This is a genomic window from Streptomyces sp. NPDC028308 (assembly GCF_055565855.1).
Window position 1 is genome coordinate 404,835 of the sequence record NZ_JBVHTO010000008.1, and the last position, 16,058, is coordinate 420,892.

General features: G+C 72.5%; 13 protein-coding genes. 4 read left to right on the forward strand and 9 right to left on the reverse strand.

The annotated features are described in order from the left end of the window. Positions 1 to 156: 156 nt before the first annotated feature. Both ACZ4VA_RS20765 and ACZ4VA_RS20770 read left to right on the forward strand, forming a co-directional pair. The gene (locus tag ACZ4VA_RS20765) at positions 157 to 684 is read left to right on the forward strand and encodes a MarR family winged helix-turn-helix transcriptional regulator (RefSeq protein WP_355789194.1); all 528 of its coding nucleotides are present in this window, start codon (positions 157 to 159) and stop codon (positions 682 to 684) included. Positions 685 to 866: 182 nt separating this feature from the next. Beyond that, positions 867 to 1,013: a hypothetical protein gene (locus ACZ4VA_RS20770; RefSeq protein ID WP_355789191.1), complete on the forward strand. Its 147-nt coding sequence runs from the start codon at positions 867 to 869 to the stop codon at positions 1,011 to 1,013. A gap of 149 nt (positions 1,014 to 1,162) precedes the next feature. On the opposite strand, the gene uvrA is transcribed toward ACZ4VA_RS20770, so the two are convergent. Beyond that, a complete protein-coding gene (gene uvrA, locus ACZ4VA_RS20775; protein WP_356169799.1) occupies positions 1,163 to 3,631 on the reverse strand; it encodes an excinuclease ABC subunit UvrA in 2,469 nt (822 codons plus the stop codon). 137 nt (positions 3,632 to 3,768) lie between these two features. Then, positions 3,769 to 4,470, reverse strand: a complete 702-nt coding sequence (locus ACZ4VA_RS20780) for a ScbR family autoregulator-binding transcription factor (protein WP_355781581.1) — start codon at positions 4,468 to 4,470, stop codon at positions 3,769 to 3,771. A gap of 253 nt (positions 4,471 to 4,723) precedes the next feature. Between ACZ4VA_RS20780 and ACZ4VA_RS20785 the strand changes: the two genes are divergently transcribed. Then, positions 4,724 to 5,647 carry an NAD-dependent epimerase/dehydratase family protein gene (locus ACZ4VA_RS20785; protein ID WP_468082334.1) on the forward strand — a complete coding sequence of 308 codons (924 nt, stop codon included), beginning with the start codon at positions 4,724 to 4,726 and terminating at the stop codon, positions 5,645 to 5,647. Positions 5,648 to 5,682: 35 nt separating this feature from the next. On the opposite strand, the gene ACZ4VA_RS20790 is transcribed toward ACZ4VA_RS20785, so the two are convergent. From ACZ4VA_RS20790 to ACZ4VA_RS20805, 4 genes are all read right to left on the reverse strand, one after another. Continuing rightward, positions 5,683 to 6,072 (reverse strand): TraR/DksA family transcriptional regulator, encoded by a 390-nt coding sequence (locus ACZ4VA_RS20790; RefSeq protein WP_356169793.1) that lies wholly within the window; start codon positions 6,070 to 6,072, stop codon positions 5,683 to 5,685. Between the two features lie 66 nt (positions 6,073 to 6,138). Next, on the reverse strand, positions 6,139 to 7,560 hold the full coding sequence (locus ACZ4VA_RS20795; protein WP_356169790.1) for an extracellular solute-binding protein: 1,422 nt from the start codon (positions 7,558 to 7,560) through the stop codon (positions 6,139 to 6,141). Further along, positions 7,557 to 10,253: a vWA domain-containing protein gene (locus ACZ4VA_RS20800; protein WP_356169788.1), complete on the reverse strand. Its 2,697-nt coding sequence runs from the start codon at positions 10,251 to 10,253 to the stop codon at positions 7,557 to 7,559. The genes ACZ4VA_RS20795 and ACZ4VA_RS20800 overlap by 4 nt, the downstream gene beginning before the upstream one ends. Before the next feature lie 4 nt (positions 10,254 to 10,257). Further along, positions 10,258 to 10,635: a hypothetical protein gene (locus ACZ4VA_RS20805; protein WP_355786398.1), complete on the reverse strand. Its 378-nt coding sequence runs from the start codon at positions 10,633 to 10,635 to the stop codon at positions 10,258 to 10,260. A gap of 211 nt (positions 10,636 to 10,846) precedes the next feature. Between ACZ4VA_RS20805 and ACZ4VA_RS20810 the strand changes: the two genes are divergently transcribed. Beyond that, the gene (locus ACZ4VA_RS20810) at positions 10,847 to 12,028 is read left to right on the forward strand and encodes an amidase domain-containing protein (RefSeq protein ID WP_468082335.1); all 1,182 of its coding nucleotides are present in this window, start codon (positions 10,847 to 10,849) and stop codon (positions 12,026 to 12,028) included. Between the two features lie 120 nt (positions 12,029 to 12,148). Here ACZ4VA_RS20810 and ACZ4VA_RS20815 read toward each other — a convergent pair whose 3' ends face one another. From ACZ4VA_RS20815 to ACZ4VA_RS20825, 3 genes are all read right to left on the reverse strand, one after another. Further along, on the reverse strand, positions 12,149 to 13,339 hold the full coding sequence (locus ACZ4VA_RS20815) for a cytochrome P450 (protein ID WP_389391565.1): 1,191 nt from the start codon (positions 13,337 to 13,339) through the stop codon (positions 12,149 to 12,151). Positions 13,340 to 13,506: 167 nt separating this feature from the next. After that, positions 13,507 to 14,028: an RNA polymerase sigma factor gene (locus tag ACZ4VA_RS20820; protein ID WP_356169781.1), complete on the reverse strand. Its 522-nt coding sequence runs from the start codon at positions 14,026 to 14,028 to the stop codon at positions 13,507 to 13,509. 64 nt (positions 14,029 to 14,092) lie between these two features. Beyond that, entirely contained in the window at positions 14,093 to 15,421 is a 1,329-nt protein-coding gene (locus ACZ4VA_RS20825; RefSeq protein WP_468082336.1) for a phthiocerol/phthiodiolone dimycocerosyl transferase family protein, read from the reverse strand. Positions 15,422 to 16,058 lie beyond the last annotated feature (637 nt).

Consider the following 16,058-nt stretch of genomic DNA (forward strand, 5'->3'; position numbering starts at 1 on the left):
CGTGCGGTTCGACCGGGCCGCCGCCCAGCCGTCGACGACGCTCTCCCACTCGCGCTCGGAAACCGGGAGCCGTCGTAACGTTTGAGCAACTAACGTTAGCGCCACGAACGAAAGTATATCGTTAGGGTGACTAACGCAACGGGTAGGCTGGATGGCATGGACAGCGCGGCCGAGAAGGCTCTCCCCATGGACGACGACGGCGGGAACGCGACGCCCGCACGGCTTCGCGGCATGCCCAGCCGGCTCCTCTCGCACGCGGCGCTGCACGCGGAGCGGCTGGTGAACCAGGGGCTGGCGGAGGCGGACGCGCGCAAGTGGCACTACGCCGTGCTCGTGGCCCTGCACGACTCCGGTCCCGCCAGTCAGTCGGTCCTCAGCCGTCGCACCCGCATCTACCGCAGCGACCTGGTCGCCGTGCTCAACGAACTCGCCGAGGGCGGCCACGTCGAGCGCGCTCCCGACCCGGCCGACCGCCGCCGCAACGTCATCACGATCACCGAGTCCGGCCGCCGCCGGCTGGACCGGCTCGACGCGCTGCTCACCGGCATCCAGGACCAGGTCCTCACGCCGCTGACATCGCCGGAGCGCGAACAGCTCGTCCGGCTGCTGACCCGCCTCGTGGACCACCACACGCAGGGGGCGCCGAGCGCCGCCGACCGACCGGCCGGGCCGGCCCAGGAGTAGCGCCGAGCCGCCTGAGAGCCGCCTCCACCCGCGACACCGGCCCGCCTTCGCGCTCCCCCGGGCACCGCACGATGTCCGCCGACGCCAACGGGCCCTGAGTGGAGGGGCGCTTACTCGCCGTCAGCGGGGTACACGGGCTGTGCAGGCAACCGCTGCACCGACCTCGTCACAGGAGGAAAGCCGTGCCAGGCATGATGAACAAGATCAAGGAGTTCGCGAAGAGCCCGCAGGGCCGGCGCACCATCGAGCAGGTCCGCCGCACCTCCGCCGACCCCCGGCGTCGTGCCCAGGCGCAGCGTCTCCTGGGCAAGCTGCGCGGGCGCCACTGACATCGGCCGGAGCGCACGTGCCGCCGGCCGCGACCGGCGGCGGCACGGGAGCAGGACGGGGCCGGGCACGTGCCTGAGCGTGTGCGCGGGACGTGCCGCCCCGCCGGTCGCGCCTCGCCCGTGGATACGGTCGCACAGGCGTCACCCGCTCAGCGTCCCCGCAGTCTCGGCGCCAGATAGCGCGCGGTGGCGCTGCGTTTGACTCCGGCCACCTTGGCAGGTGTTCCGGTGGCCACCACCCGGCCGCCCGCGTCCCCTCCGCCCGGACCGAGGTCGATGACCCAGTCCGCGGTGGCGATCGTGTCCAGGTCGTGCTCGACCAGGACGACCGTGTTGCCCGCGTCGACCAGACGGTGCAACTGCTCCAGGAGCAGCGCGACGTCCGCGGGATGCAGACCCGACGTCGGCTCGTCGAGCAGGTAGAGGGCGTGGCCCCGGCGGGCCCGCTGGAGTTCCGTCGCGAGCTTGATGCGCTGGGCCTCACCGCCGCTCAGCTCCGTCGCCGGCTGGCCGAGCCTCAGGTAGCCGAGCCCCACCTCCCGGAGCGTCTCCAGACTCCGGTGGGCCGCGGGGACGTCGGCGAGGAACCCGGCGGCCTCGTCGACGGGCATCGCCAGGACGTCCGCGACGGTCCTGCCCCGGTAGGTCACCTCCAGCGTCTCGGCGTTGTACCGGGAGCCCCCGCAGTCCGGGCACGGCGCGTACGTCCCCGGCAGGAAGAGCAGTTCGACCGCGACGAAGCCCTCGCCCCGGCAGGTCTCGCACCGCCCCTCCGCGACGTTGAAGGAGAAGCGCCCCGCCGTGTAGCCCCGCGCCCGCGCCTCGTCCGTCGCCGCGTACAGCCTGCGCACCGCGTCGAACATCCCGGTGTACGTCGCCAAATTGGAGCGCGGGGTGCGACCGATCGGCCGCTGGTCCACCCGTACCAGCCGGTCGAAGGACTCGACACCCGAGGCCTCCCGCACCTCGACCTCGACCTCCGTGTCCTCCGGGTCCTCGGGCGTCACGCCGAGATGACCTCGTACGACCTCCGCGAGCACCTGGGTGACCAGTGTCGACTTGCCCGAGCCCGACACCCCGGTGACGGCCGTCAGTACGCACAGGGGCACCTCGACGGACACATCACGCAGGTTGTGACGGGAGATGCCGGCCAGCCGCAGCCAGCCCCCCGGCGTACGCGGACGCCGGTCCGTCCGCTCGGCCCGGCCGAACAGGTGGCGGGCGGTCGCCGACTCCTCCACCGCTTCGAGGCCGGGCACCGGACCGCTGTACAGCACCCGGCCGCCGCCCTCGCCCGCGCCGGGGCCGATGTCGACCACCCAGTCCGCACGGCGTACGACGTCCATGTCGTGCTCCACGACGAACAGTGAGTTGCCCGCCGCCTTCAGGCGATCCAGCACGTCCAGCAGGGGTTCGGCGTCCGCCGGGTGCAGGCCCGCGGACGGCTCGTCGAGCACGTACACGACACCGAAGAGGCCCGACCGCAGCTGGGTGGCGATCCGCAGCCGCTGCGCCTCGCCGGGCGAGAGCGTCGTGGAGCGGCGCCCGAGACCGAGGTATCCCAGGCCGAGGTCGAGCAGGACTTCGAGGCGGGCGACCACGTCGGCGCAGATCCGCACCGCCACTTCGGTCCTCTCCCCCGAACTGGCGGTCTCCGTGGCGGCCTCGGCTTTCCGCAGCCGCGCGACGGGCCGCAGCAGCGCCACGACGGCGGTGAGCGGCAGCGCGTTGAGCTCGGCCAGGGTGTGGCCGGCGAAGGTGACCGCGAGCGCCTCCGGGCGCAGGCCGCTGCCGTCGCACTCGGGACACCGCACGCTGCGGACGAACCGCAGGGCCCGCTCCCGCGACCGCTCGCTGCGGGAGTCGGCGAGGACGTGCATGACGTGTTCGCGAGCGCTCCAGAACTTCCCCTGATAGCCGTAGTCGACGCGGCCGGGTTCCGGCTCGATCAGTACGGAGGGCTGTTCGTCGGTGTAGAGCAGCCAGTCCCGGTCCTTCTTCCTCAGCTTGCGCCACGGCTTGTCGATGTCGATGCCCAGTCCGCTCACGACGCTGCGCAGGTTGGCGCCCTGCCAGGCGCCGGGCCAGGCCGCGATCGCCCCCTCGCGGATGGTCAGCGACGGGTCCGGTACGAGCAGGTCCTCGGCGACGTCGTGCACGGAGCCGAGCCCGTGGCAGCGCGGGCAGGCGCCGGTGGCGGTGTTGGGCGAGAACGCCTCGGCGGGCAGCCTCGGGGCGCCCGGCGGATAGGTGCCGGCGCGCGAGTACAGCATGCGCAGCAGGTTGGACAGCGTGGTGAGGGTGCCGACGGTGGAGCGGGAGCCGGGTGTCCCACGGCGCTGCTGGAGCGCCACGGCAGGCGGCAGCCCGGTGATCTCCTGGACGTGCGGGACGCCGGCTTGCTGGAGCAGTCGGCGGGCGTAGGGCGCGACGGACTCGAAGTAGCGGCGCTGGGCCTCGGCGTAGAGGGTGCCGAACGCGAGGGACGACTTGCCCGAGCCGGATACGCCGGTGAAGGCGACCAGCGCGTCCCGGGGAACGCTGACGTCCACGTTCCGCAGGTTGTGCTCGGACGCGCCCCGTACGTGGACGAAGGAGTCGCTCGTGTCGCTCTTCACCCCTCCTGCCTACCGGATGCGGCCGGAAACCGCGCGAGGGACGGCGTGGCGCGAGGCGGGAGGGGCGGCGAATCCGCACGCCCGGTCCGTTTCGGGGTACCGGCCGACGCCCGGTGGTCCGACCGGTACGGGCGAGGTCAGACCGCGGCCCGGACCGGCCCCGGCTCCGCCCGCTCCTCGGCTCGGTCCTCGGCATCCTCGGCGGCGAGCGCTCCGGCGGCGCCGAGTTCGGCGGCGCGTTCGGCCGTGATGACGAGCCGGCCGAGCACCGCGGGCACGGCGATCGCGGGCAACAGGTGCTCGAACAGCGTCACCACGCGCACTTCGAGGTCCTCGCGCGCGGCGAGGATCTGCGAGTACACCTGCACTCCCGTCCACGCCGCCGAGAACAGCCAGGCACTCTCGGCCGGGTCGACGTGGGGCAGCAACTCGCCCTGCTCCTTGGCCTCCTGGAGCAGCCATCTCGACGCGTCGATCCACTGCGTCAGCGCCGCCGTGCCGAACTGCGCCCGCATGTCCTGCTCCAGCGAGAGCCGGGCCACGGCGCTCACCATCGGGTCACGGCGCATCTGGTAGGCCACCAGCAGGCCCGTGTCCACGAACTCCTGCAGCCGGGAGGCCTGCCGGCCGACCGTCACCGTGGCGAACTGCTGACCCAACACCCCTTCCGCCAACGCCTGTTTGGACGGGAAGTGGAAGTACAGGGCACCCTTCGTCACGCCTGCCCGCGCCAGCACCTCGCCGATCGTGGCGGCCTCGTAGCCGCGCTCGTCGAACACCGCCGCAGCGGCGTTGAGAATCGCCAGCTTCGTACGGACCGCACGCTCCTGACGCGCCACCAGACCTCCCGAAGTTCACGTGCACTCGACCACCCGGGGCGCCGCATCTGGCACGTCCCCGTATGACCACATGGGTGTTCCTTTGCCATCGCCCTCTAGAAACAAAACCAGGTAGTCCGTATTTTCACAAGCCACTACACCATTCAGCACCCGATGGACAGGAACAGAAGGCCCGCCTCCGGACCGCCGGCGGCACCCTCCGCACCCCGGCAGACACGTTGAGCAACCCGTTCCCCATCGTCAGGGAGTCCCGATGCCGCCCACTCTGCTCGTCACCGGACCTCGCGGTTTCATCGGGCGGCACATCACCGCAGCCGCCCGCAGAAAACCGGACGTCCGGCTTCAGCTCCTCACCCGGACCCCCGGCGGTCCGCCCGCCGACGACCGGACCGGCACCGTGACCGCCGATCTGGGCGATCCGCCTTCCCTGCGGGGAGTCTGCGAGGGCGTCGACACGGTCGTGCACTGCGCCTCCGGCATCGGCGCCGAGGAAGCCGCGCTGCACGCCGTCAACGACCTCGGCACCCGGGCCCTCGTCGAGGACGCCCGGCGCCACGGTGTGCGCCGCCTCGTCTACGTCAGCACCGCCGCCGTGTACGGCCACGGCCCCTTCCACCGGGCCGGCGTCGAGGACCTGGTGCCGGCTCCGGAGTCGGCCACCAGCCGCTCCCGCGCGGCCGCGGAGCGCCATGTCCTGGACGCCGGCGGCACCGTCCTGCGCCCCCACCTCGTCTACGGCAGCGGGGACCGCTGGGTCGTGCCGGGCCTGGCCGGGCTACTGCGCCATCTCGGAGCGGGCGTGGACACCCCTGCCCTGCACTCCGCCGTCAACGCCGCCGACCTGGCGCGCCTGGTGCTCGCCGCCGCCCTCACGGAAGGCGATGTCGCGGGCGCGCACCACGCCAACCACCCCGTGCCGCTGGCCGCGGCGGACCTCATCGGTTTGCTCCTCGACCGGCTCGGCACCCCCTCGCGCCCCGCGCTCACGCCGGAGCAGGCTCTCGCCCGGGTACGGGGGAACGCGCAGGCACATCACCACCTGACGATGCTGACCGGCCACCACTGGTTCATCGGCGACGAGCTGTGGCACCGGCTCGGCGTGGACCCGGGCGCGCCGCCCGTCCTCCAGCTTCCCGAGCACGTCCCGGCCGGGGTGGGGCAGCCCGCGGGCCGGTGACCCGTCGGCGCGCGGCTATCCGTGCCGGTCGCCGGTCACCGGGGGCGGGCGGCGGCGCAGCCCACGCAGGTGCGCGCCGCCGGGCGCACCTCGAGCCGCTCGGGCGGGATCGGCGCACCGCACGCGTCGCACCATCCGTAGGTGCCCCGCTCGCGCCGCTCCCGCGCGCTGTCCAGGTCGGTCAGGTGCTCGCGGGCCCGGGCCAGCAGGGCGGCGACGTGCGCGCGCTCGAAGGCCGTGCTCGACCCCTCGGGATCGTGCTCGTCGTCGACCGCCACCAGCGCGTTCGCCTGCACGATGCCCTCGAAGTCGCGCTCCAAGGCCGCGATCTGCTCATAGGTGTCCCGGCGCTCGGCGGCGAGCCGTTCGCGGACCGGGTCCGCGGGCCCGCCGGGGGACGCGGCGCCCTCGGGTGGGGTGCTCATTCCTACCTAAACGGTCGCGGACCCGTACCTATTCCGGTCCCGTGCGGGGTGTCCCGGCGGGGGCGGTCAGTCGTCCGGCAGGACCTTGCCGAGTGCCTCGTCCAACTGCCTGGCGAGCCGGCCGTCGCTCGGCGGGTCGGCCGTGAAGAGTCTGCCGAGCTCGGTGGTGAAGGTCTGCGTGAAGGCGCCGTAGAACGGGGTGCGGGGACGCTGCACGGCCCGCGTGAGCGCCGGCAGCAGGACGGCGCGGGCGTAGGCGGGTCTGCCGTGGTCGTCGCGTGGCATCCGGTCGGCGCTCTCGCCGGACGGCGAACCGGTGGCGTCGGGCGTCTCGGCGGCGGACGGCCCGGCCGAGCGGCACGCCACGGTGTCGTCCTCGTACGCCGACACCCGGGTGGCGGCGAAGCCCGCGTCGAGCAGGCAGCGTTCACTCTCCTCGCTGGTCAGGAACCTGATCAGGTCGGTGGCCGCGTCCCGCTGTCCGGAGGACCGGGTCACGGCGAGGTTCTGGCCGCCCAGCACCGCTCTGCCCGGCAGCGTGGTCACGCCGAGCTGCGACCCGCGCAGGGACTGGTGGAGGCTCTGGTAGGCGTAGGGCCAGTGCCGCAGGAACGCCGTACGGCCGTTCGCGAAGTCGGTGAGTGAGCCGGCCTCGTCGGAACGCAGGGCGTCCTTGAGGAGGTACGAGGCCTGCGTGCGGTTGCGCAGTTCAGCGAGGCCCCTCTCCAGGGCGGCCACCGAAGCGGTGTAGTGGCCGTCCTTGTCGGTGAGGGCGACACCGCCGGGAGCGGACGCGAACGCCTCGATGCCGTTGACCGTACGGCCCTCGTAGGCACCGAACTGCGCGGTCCAGCCCTTCTCGTAGTCGCGGGGCCGGTCCTTTCCGGTCTGCTCGCCGAGGGTCTCCATCAGTTCCTGCAGCTTGCCCCGGTCGAGCCCTTTGCTCAGGTCGGTGTTGCGGACCCCGGCCTTCTTCAGGTAGTCGCGGCGGTAGTAGAGCAGGCCGACATCGCTGTTGAACGGCACGGCGTACACCTCGCCGTCCCAACGGGCCGTGCTGGCTACGGACTTGATGACGTCGTGGTCGTCGACCAGTTCCGCGGGGAGCGGGCGGATCAGCCGCGCTTCGGCGAACTCCGGCACCCAGGTGACGTCGAGGTTGACCACGTCGTACTGCGCGCTGTCGGACTGGAGGGCGCCCAGGAGCTGGCTGCGCTGCTCGTCGGCGGAGCCCGGGAGTTCCACCAGCCGGGCGCGGCGACCGGTGTTCCGGCGGTCCTGCTCCGCGTTCCAGGCGTCGATGAGCCGCTGGCGGATGCCGCCCCGGCCGGTGACGTCCCGCCCGCTGGCCACGACGATGTCGCCCGCGGCGCCCGGGGTGACGGTGGCTCCCGGCTGCCCCGAGGTGCCGCCGCCGGTGCAGGCGGCGCACGCCGTGAGGAGGGCGGCGAGCCAGAGCCGTCCCCCGTACCTGCCCGGTCCTCTCATTCGTCCCCCGTCCCGGTCCGCGCCACCTCGTCGCGCAGGCCCGCGACGAGGTCGGTCCTGGTGTCGAGGCAGCGTCCGCCGCTCGCCTCGGAGATGCGGGCGTCGGGCTTGTCCCGGTCGCAGCCGCCGCCGTCGAGGGCCGCCATCACCACCGGAACACCCCGCTTCTCCGCCGACGCGAGGAGTCCGCCGAGGGCGTCGCCGCCGGTCAGGCGGTTGTTGTCCTCGTCGTCGGTGACGTAGACGATCAGTTGGGGGCGCTCGTCGTCCCTGCCCCGCCCGGCCATGTAGTCCAGGGCCGCGGTGAGCGCGCCGTCCGGGTCTGCCTCGGCGTCCCGGACCACTGCCTTTTGGTCGATGGTCCGCTCCGCGTCGGCGCGCCGGTGGCGGTCGAAGGGCAGCAGGACCTCGTAAGGGCTGCCGTCCCGTGAGGCGACCGCCCAGATGCCGTACTCGTCGCGGTCGCCGAGCCCGCCGAGCGACTGCTTGAGGATGCCCGGGGCGCCGCCCGCCCCCTCCCACAGGTCCCCCATCGAGCCGGAGCTGTCGAGGAGGAACAGGACGCGGCCCGGGCCGTTGGCGTTGCGGTACCGCTCCAGAGCGGTCGTCATCGCGTCGCCCGTGGCGGGGCCCGGGAGGTGGCCGGGGCGGCTCAGCGTGCCGGTGTCGGTCCGCGGTGCGGCGAGGAAGGCGTGGCCCCCGGACACGGCACGGAAGCCGTCCTGCGCGAACACGTCGAGTCCGCCCCGCTCCTCGCCCCCGCCGCTCACCAGCCAGTCGTGGAAGCGCCCGACGGCCTCGTCCCGCGCGTCCCGGTCGCGGTCGGCGCCGTCCCAGCGCACGCGGACGAAGGTGGGGACCAGGGGCGGTACGTCCGTGGGGTACTCGGCGAGCCTCGGCGTGCGGGTCGGGCCGTCGCAGCCGAGCCCGCTGACCATCAGGAACTCGGGGACGAGCGCGGCGGTGCGCTCGTCGATCTCACGGTGGTCCGGCAGGGTGCACAGCAGGTCTGAGCCGGTCAGCGAGGGCGGTCCCGGCTGGGCCACGATCCCCTCGGGCCGGCCGACGCTCGTACCGGAGCCGTAGAGGCCGACGCTGGCCAGCAGCGCGGAGTCCGTGTACTCGGGGTCGGTGCGCCGCACGTCGGCGTCGTCCTGGCGGCGCAGGAGCTTGTCCCGGAGCGTGGCGAAGGTGGAGCCGGTGCGGTGGCGCACCGACTCCTCGGCGAGGTTCTGCGGGACGGACAGCACCATCGGGGAGTACGCGAAGGGGTGGGCGTCCGGTTCCAGCGTCACGTACTTGCGGGGCGGCTCGACCGGCTGGGCCCGCGCCGCGCTCGCGGACGTCGCGGGGATCCAGACGTCGGGCTGGGGACCGATGTCGCGCTGCGGGTCGAGTTCGTCGCTGACCGGGCGCTGCCAGGGGTCGGACCGGTCGTGGAAGCCTGTGACGGCGTCGGCCGCACCCGCGCTGTAGACGGTGATTCCGACGCGCCGGCAGCCGCCGGACGTCGTGTTGGCCGGCGAGGTGAGGAAGGCGTCCTTCGCCTTGCGCACGGTGCTCTCGATGTCGGGGTCGGTGAGCAGGCGCAGTTCGAGGGGCGGACCGCAGGGCGAGGCGTCGGGGCCCGGGCCCCAGGCGGCGTAACCGCCGATGCCCGCGGCGCTCAGGACCGTCACCGCGACCACCGTCCGGCGGGGCCGGGAGCGCAGCCAGTGCAGCGGCCGGCCGACCGCTGCCACCGTCAGCACGGCCCGGACCAGGGAGACGAGCCGTGCCAGGGCGCGCCGCCGCCACCGCGGAGCCTCCCGGGCCTCCCCGTCCCGACGCCGGGTGGACGACCTCGGTGCGGGGCCGTCGTGCGAGCGGCGCCCGTGGGGCTTCCCGTCCGGCGGGGTGACGGCCGTCGGCACGGGTACGACGTCGGGCGGCACGGACGCCGGGGCGGGGCCCGCGAGGACGATGTCGGTGTCGCCCCACCGCTGTGGCTCCCACGGCTCGTTGCGCAGTGTCGTGTAGTGCGCGGACATGTGGGCGGTGAGCGCCTCCGCGAGTTCCTGGAACGTGACCTCGCCGCCGGGCTCGTCGGCACCGCCCTCCAGGAGCCGCACCAGTTCGGCCGTGAACGGGGTCGGGGTCGCGTCGTCGCCCGCGTCGATGCGGTTGTTGGCCTGCGTGCTCATCAGCACGGAGAAGCGCCGCCGGTCCGCGAGCGCCTCGCAGACCTGGGCGGCGTTGCCAGCGTTGCAGCAGTCGAGGACGACGACCACGTGCCGGGCCCGGCTGGTGGCCAGCACGGTCAGCACGCTGGAGAAGGGGTCGGCGCCCGGGAACACGGCCCGGCTGCCCGGCACGACGCGTGCGTTGCGCATCTGCAGCCAGAGCTCGTCGCCCGCGCTGGGCACGGCGCCGTGACCGGCGAAGTAGAAGAGGAGCAGCCCCTCGGCCTCGTCGGCGGCGGTGCGCAGCGCCTCGCTGAACGCGTCCAGGTACGGCGACCCGGACACGGTGATCTCGCCCTTGCGGAACACCTCGCCCCGCAGCAGCGCTCCTTCCAGCAGGGCGAGGTTGTGCTCGACGGCGGCGAGATCGCCGGGGACGCCGTGCGGGTCCTTCGGCCGCGTGGAGTCGTAGGCGGACACACCGACGAGCAGTGCCCGGTTCACCTCTCCGCGCGGGTCGAAGCGGTGCACCTGCCTACCTCTCGTCGAGGTCCACCGGGTCGACGTCGTAGTCGGGCGGATCGCCGCTCTCGACGGAACGGCGGTTCTCGTACCAGGCCTTGACGCCTCTCCTCACCTGCTTGAACACGATGTCGAACGTGGACTGGGCGGCCGCTCCCGCGAGCAGCAGCAGGATCTCGATCCCGGCGCCCATGGGTCTGCCGTGCTCGTCGGTCCCCTGGTCGTCCGTCCCGGCGCGCTCCTGGATCCTGAGATCGCCGTTCCGGGCCAGTTCCTCCAGCGGCTTCTCCCGCTCCAACCACTTCTTGAGCGCGCCGATGTCGCCCTGGCTCGCCGTTCCGTCCAGGCGGACCCGGATCGCACGGGTCGCCACACCCTCCCCGTCAGTCATAACTCATCATGATGGCACGGGTGTTGATGCCGGGCGAGGGTTCTACCCGGACGGTACCCGGCCGGTGGGGCCCGGTCGGCGGTGTCGCGGCCCCCGGGGTAAGCCGCGTGAAGTGCCCGTGTATCACTTGTGCATCCCCCTTCCCAAGCGGAACACGCGGCGTGCGAAGATGCCCTGCCCCGGTAGGCGTCCGGGGTAGAGGGGAAACTCAGTGAAGTCAAGGAAATTGAGCAGAACGCGGCGTCGCGCCACCATAGTGACGGCGGCGGCCGCTTCGGTCGTCGCCGGCGCGGCCATGCTGCCCAACTGGAGTGCCGGCGCGAGCAGCGCCGGAGCCGGTGAGCCCGCGGTGGACGCGGCCACCAAGGCCACCTTCCAGAGGCTGGCGGACGCGGTCTTCACCGACCGCACCGACGCTCTGGTGGACCACAAGCAGAACAAGGGGCGCTCCCCGCTGACGTCCCGCTTCTCCGGCGACGTGGAGCTGTCCTCCTCGCTGGAGAACAAGGAGGACTCCGCACGGTCCTCGCTGCGCGGCCGCAAGTCCCGCCTCGCCGACCTCGGTGAGCGGTACAGCTCGGCCAAGACCAGCGTCACCCTGGACAAGACGCGCGTGCGGGACCGGCACGCCACCGTCCAGGTCACCGAGACCACGACGCTGACGTACGAGAAGGTGCAGGGGGACGAGCCGAAGACCACCGGCTTCCAGGCCCACCACAAGCTGACGTTCACCGCGGACCGGTCGGGTGTCTGGCAGCTGACGAACGTCCGCACCACGGACGACGGCTACCTGGCGGTGAACCAGCCGGCCAAGACGACGTTCACGGCCACGGTCGCCGCCGACGACATGCCCGCCGCCACCCGCTCGGCCACCACCTGGCCCGCACCGGCCAAGGCCAAGAACTTCTCCGCCACCGGCTACGACTACAAGGCCATGGCCGCGTACGCGGAGAAGTACTGGAAGACCTACAACACGGCGTACCCCGACTTCAACGGGGCCGGAGCCGGCGGCGACTGCACGAACTTCGTGAGCCAGTCGCTGAAGGCGGGCGGCTGGAAGCACGTCCCCGGCTACGTCTACGACTACACCAAGTGGTTCGGCAACGCCGACATCCAGTCGGACTCCTTCGTCGGCGTCAACGAGTTCTCCTGGTTCTCGCTGAACTCGAAGCGGGCCACCAGCCTCGCCAACGTCTACCAGATGGACATCGGTGACGTGCTCCAGGTGGACTTCGACAAGGACGGGTCCAAGGACCACACGATGATCGTCTCGTACCGCAGCTCGCAGGGCGTGCCGTACGTGACGTACCACTCCACGAACACCTACCGCAGGTCGGTGGCGAGCATCATCGCCTCGTACCCGAACTCGGCGTTCTACGCGTACCGCACCTGATCCACCGGCTGGGCCCCGCGGCCGGCACCACCGAACGGGATTCTCCGGGCGGGCCGGACGCGGGGCTCTTCCGTTTTCCCGGCGGCGGGGCGACGTGTGGGACGCGGCCCGTGCCCGGGGTCACTGCCGGTCGGCGGCGACCTCCAGGCCGCGGATCACATAGCCCCCTATCTCGTCCTGGAACGAGACCTCGGGCGGCGTGACCATACGGAGGCCCGGCAGTGCGAAGAGGCGACTGAGGAAGACGTCGGTCTCCGTCATCGCGAGATCGGCGCCCGGGCAGCGGTGCGGGCCGTCGCCGAAGGACAGCGCCATCGCCTTGCCGCTCGTCGTGGGGCGCCCCGGGCACACCAGCAGGGGATCGGCGCCCACCTCCTCCCGGTCGGTGTTGGCGTCGTCCACGAAGATGTCGACGCGTTCACCGGCGGGCACGGTGTACGGTCCCTGCTCACCGGGGACTTCGAGGTCGGCGGTGGCCCTGCGGCCGAGGCGGGCGACCACCGGTTCCAGGCGCAGGACCTCGTGGAGCACCGCGAGCCGCTCCTGCCGGTCCCCGGTTCGGAACCGGTCGCGGAGCCCGGCGTCGGTGAACAGGTGCCAGGCCGCGACGCAGATGAACTCGCGGGTGGTGACCATGCCGGCGGCCGCGTAGGTGAGGCACTCCCCCAGGATCTCGGCGTCCTTGCAGCCTTCCGCGATCAGGTGCGAGATGAGGTCGTCGGCGGGCCGCGCGCGGTGGGCGCGGATCGCGGGGCGCACGTCGGCGAGGTAGATGCGCAGCCAGTTGGTGTTCTGGCGGAACAGCCAGTAGATGCCGTGCGGGCTGGTCAGCCCCGGCTTGCCGAACTTCTCGGGGAAGAAGCGCTCCAGCCGCCGCTGGATGCCGGGCCTGCTGCGGGTGAGGCCGATGACGCCGCACGCCACGTCGATTGCGACGCCGAAGCTGAGGTCCTCCAGGCGGGCCGCGCCGGCCGTGCGCAGGGGCGCCAGGTGCTTCTCGGTGACGCGTTCCGCCAGTTCGCGGTAGTGCTCGTCCACCCGTCGGGGCGTGAAATAGCGCGCGGTCTGGCGGCGGTGCTCGCGGTGCTCGGGGCCGTCCCGGTACAGGACGGGACGCCGGATACGGGCGGGCAGCTTCTCGACGGTCTCGACCCCCAGGCCCGCCTGGACGGTGTCGGGGCTGCGCAGCACGGCGCGTGCCGCCGCGTACCCGCGCACCTGCCAGGTTCCGTCGTCGGCACGGTGGACCGGGCAGCTCTGCCGGGGGTCACCTCGGTCGATCTTCCGTGCGTCGTCGTCGGTTCTGCTCATCGGCCGGTGTCCTCCGTCGTCGCCGTCGGCCGCCACCGCGGTGGCCGTCAGTGTGCTCCGACAGACTTCAGGACAGCCGTCCGGTCCACCAGTACCCGTACCGCCGGGGCACGCCGGACCTGCGTACCCCGGCGGTACGCAGGTCCGGCGGAAGCTTGCCGACCGCTTCAGGCCGCCGAGGGCTGCCACGCTTCCTGGAACCGGCGGCGGGCGCGGTGCAGGCGGGAGCGCACCGTCCCGACCGGCAGGGACAGGGTCTTGGCCATCTCCTCCTCGTTGAGTCCGTAGACCCGCAGGGTGAGCACTTCGCGGTGCTGTGTCGACAGGCGTTCCAGGACGTCGTTGATGTGGACGGCGTCCAGGGGGTTGGCCTCGTGCCGGGCCTCGACGGGTGAGCACGTCATCGTGTCGTCGAGGCGTTTGACCGTGCGGACCGCCTCGCGGATGGTGACCGAGCGCACCCATCCGTAGAAGGCGGCGGGTTCCTTGAGGGTGGCCAGGCCCCGGTAGATGGCGAGGAGCGCCTCCTGTGTCGCGTCGGAGCCGTTGTCGTGGGCGATCGAGTAGCAGACCCGGGCGACGTACGGCGTGATGTGGGTGAGCAGGTCGTTCATCGCCTGTTCGTCGCCCGCCTGCGCGCGTGGCAGCAACCGGGCCAGGGGGGTGGGCAGTTCGTGCGCGGTCTTCATCGCGGAGAGGTGCTCCTTGGGGGAAGCCGGTGGGGGCGCTGCGGCGCGGCGGAGGGGGTGACCCTCAGGCCGTGACCGCGGGAAGGGTGGGTGCGTCGCCGGTCGTGGCGAAGGTCAGGAGCGTGGTCCGGACGTCGTCGCGGAAGGCGCGCATGAACGCCGGGGTGAAGCACGCGGTGAAGTGGGGGAACTCGATGCCCAGCCGGCCGTCGAAGGAGACCACGCAGGCCATCACGGGGCTGCGGCCGGCCTGGGGGAAGTACTGCTCGCGGGCGGGCACCAGCCGGACGTCCGTGACCTCGGCGCCCTCGGGGAGCCGGGGGCCGGGTGTGGAGCCCATGTTGGTCACGATGACGGTGCCGGTCTGCAGGGCGGGGTGCCGGGGGAGGTGCGGCATGAGGCGCATGTCCTGGAAGTGGTCGCCCCGTGCGATGGACTCACGCAGGTGGGTACCGATCTCGCGGGCCAGGGACAGCGGTTCGGCGTCCGCGTCGACGGCGAGTGCCTGGAGGTGCATGGTGACGGCGGGGACCATCACCTCGGGCTCCAGCGGCGGCGTCAGGCGGGAGCGCAGGTCGACGGGCGAGAGGCAGCCGAGGACGCGCGGGCCGTCGCCGCCGAGCCGCTTGCGGGCGGCGGTGAGCACCGCGGCGCTGACGAGGCCGTGTACGGACACCCCGGTGTAGCGGGCCAGCCGGCGCAGGCGGGCGGTCTGGTCGGCGTCGAGGAGGAGGCGCCGGATCTCGATGCCGTGGCCGCTCAGGTCCGCGTCCGCCGGCTGCCGCGGGGTGTCGTAGGCGACCAGCTCGACGGGCATGCGTCCGGTCTCGGCGAGGCGGCGCTCCAGGTACCCGGTGGTCTCCGCCTCGTCGCAAGGGGGCAGCAGTGTGCTGACGGGCGCGGGCCAGGCCGGGTCCTCGGCGCCTTCTCCCGTCGGCTGTACGGGAGTCGACGCGGGCTCCTTGCCTTCGACGAGGGCGCGGTAGCGGTCCCACAGGGTGTTGTGGAACGCGATGGCGCTGTGTCCGTCGGTGATGGTGTGGTCCACCGTCAGGACGAGGAGGTGACGGTCCTCGGCGGGTTCCTGGACGAGGACCGCTCGCAGCAGCGGACCGCCCACCGGCAGCGGGGTGTTGAGCTCCTCGGTGTACGCCTCGGCGGTGTCCCCGGTGCGTATCGCGAGCCGTGGGCGCTCGTCCTCACCGAGGAGTCGCAGGGCGTAGCCCGGCCCGTCCTGGACGATACGCGTCCGCAGCGTCGGCTGTTCGGCCGTCAAGGTGTCGAGCGCTCTCGACAGGGCGGCCGTGTCCAGTTGTCCGCGTACGGCGCAGGAAAGCACCGCCCTGCTTCTCTGGGCCACGTAGAGGGTCTCGACGGGACACAGCGCGCGCATGTGTTCAGCCTTTCTCGCCGCCTCCGTTCCGGGCAGGGGGAACGGGCGGTTCGTCGTACAGGGTTTCTGGATTGTTCACGCAGTCGGATCGTGGGGAGCCGGGCAATTCGGCATCACGACAGGAAAACAAAGCAAGAAGGGTTTCCGGTATCCGCCGGAGGCAGAGTCCGGGACCGTGGCCGGCACCTCCGCGGTGCCTGGACGACGTTCCCGATTCACTCTTCGCTTACATGCTGTCCATGGAGGAGGTACTGGCCTCGCCGGACTTTCTCGCACACACCATTGAGCACCTCCCCGAATCGGGCCGAAGGCCGTCGAGTCCGGCGGGCCCCGGGTGGGCGCGGTCCGGCGCGGTGCTCGCGCGGTCCGTGTCCGACGCCGGGAATGGGCCACCGCTCCGCGCCGCGCCGGTGCCGTGGAGGCGCCGGCTCCTCGAAGGCCTTCGCATGCGTCCGTGGCGACCGCGGCCTCGCACTGGCGCTCGACCGTGCCGCCCCAACGGAGCGGAGTCTTCCACAGACCCTTCACGAATGAGCCGCCGGATTCGCGAAGTTGGCCGATTTACCCCCTCGACAACACGCCACCGCCCTCGCGGAACGAGATGTTCCGTCCGGTCCGAGGGGCTCGCGCCCCACCC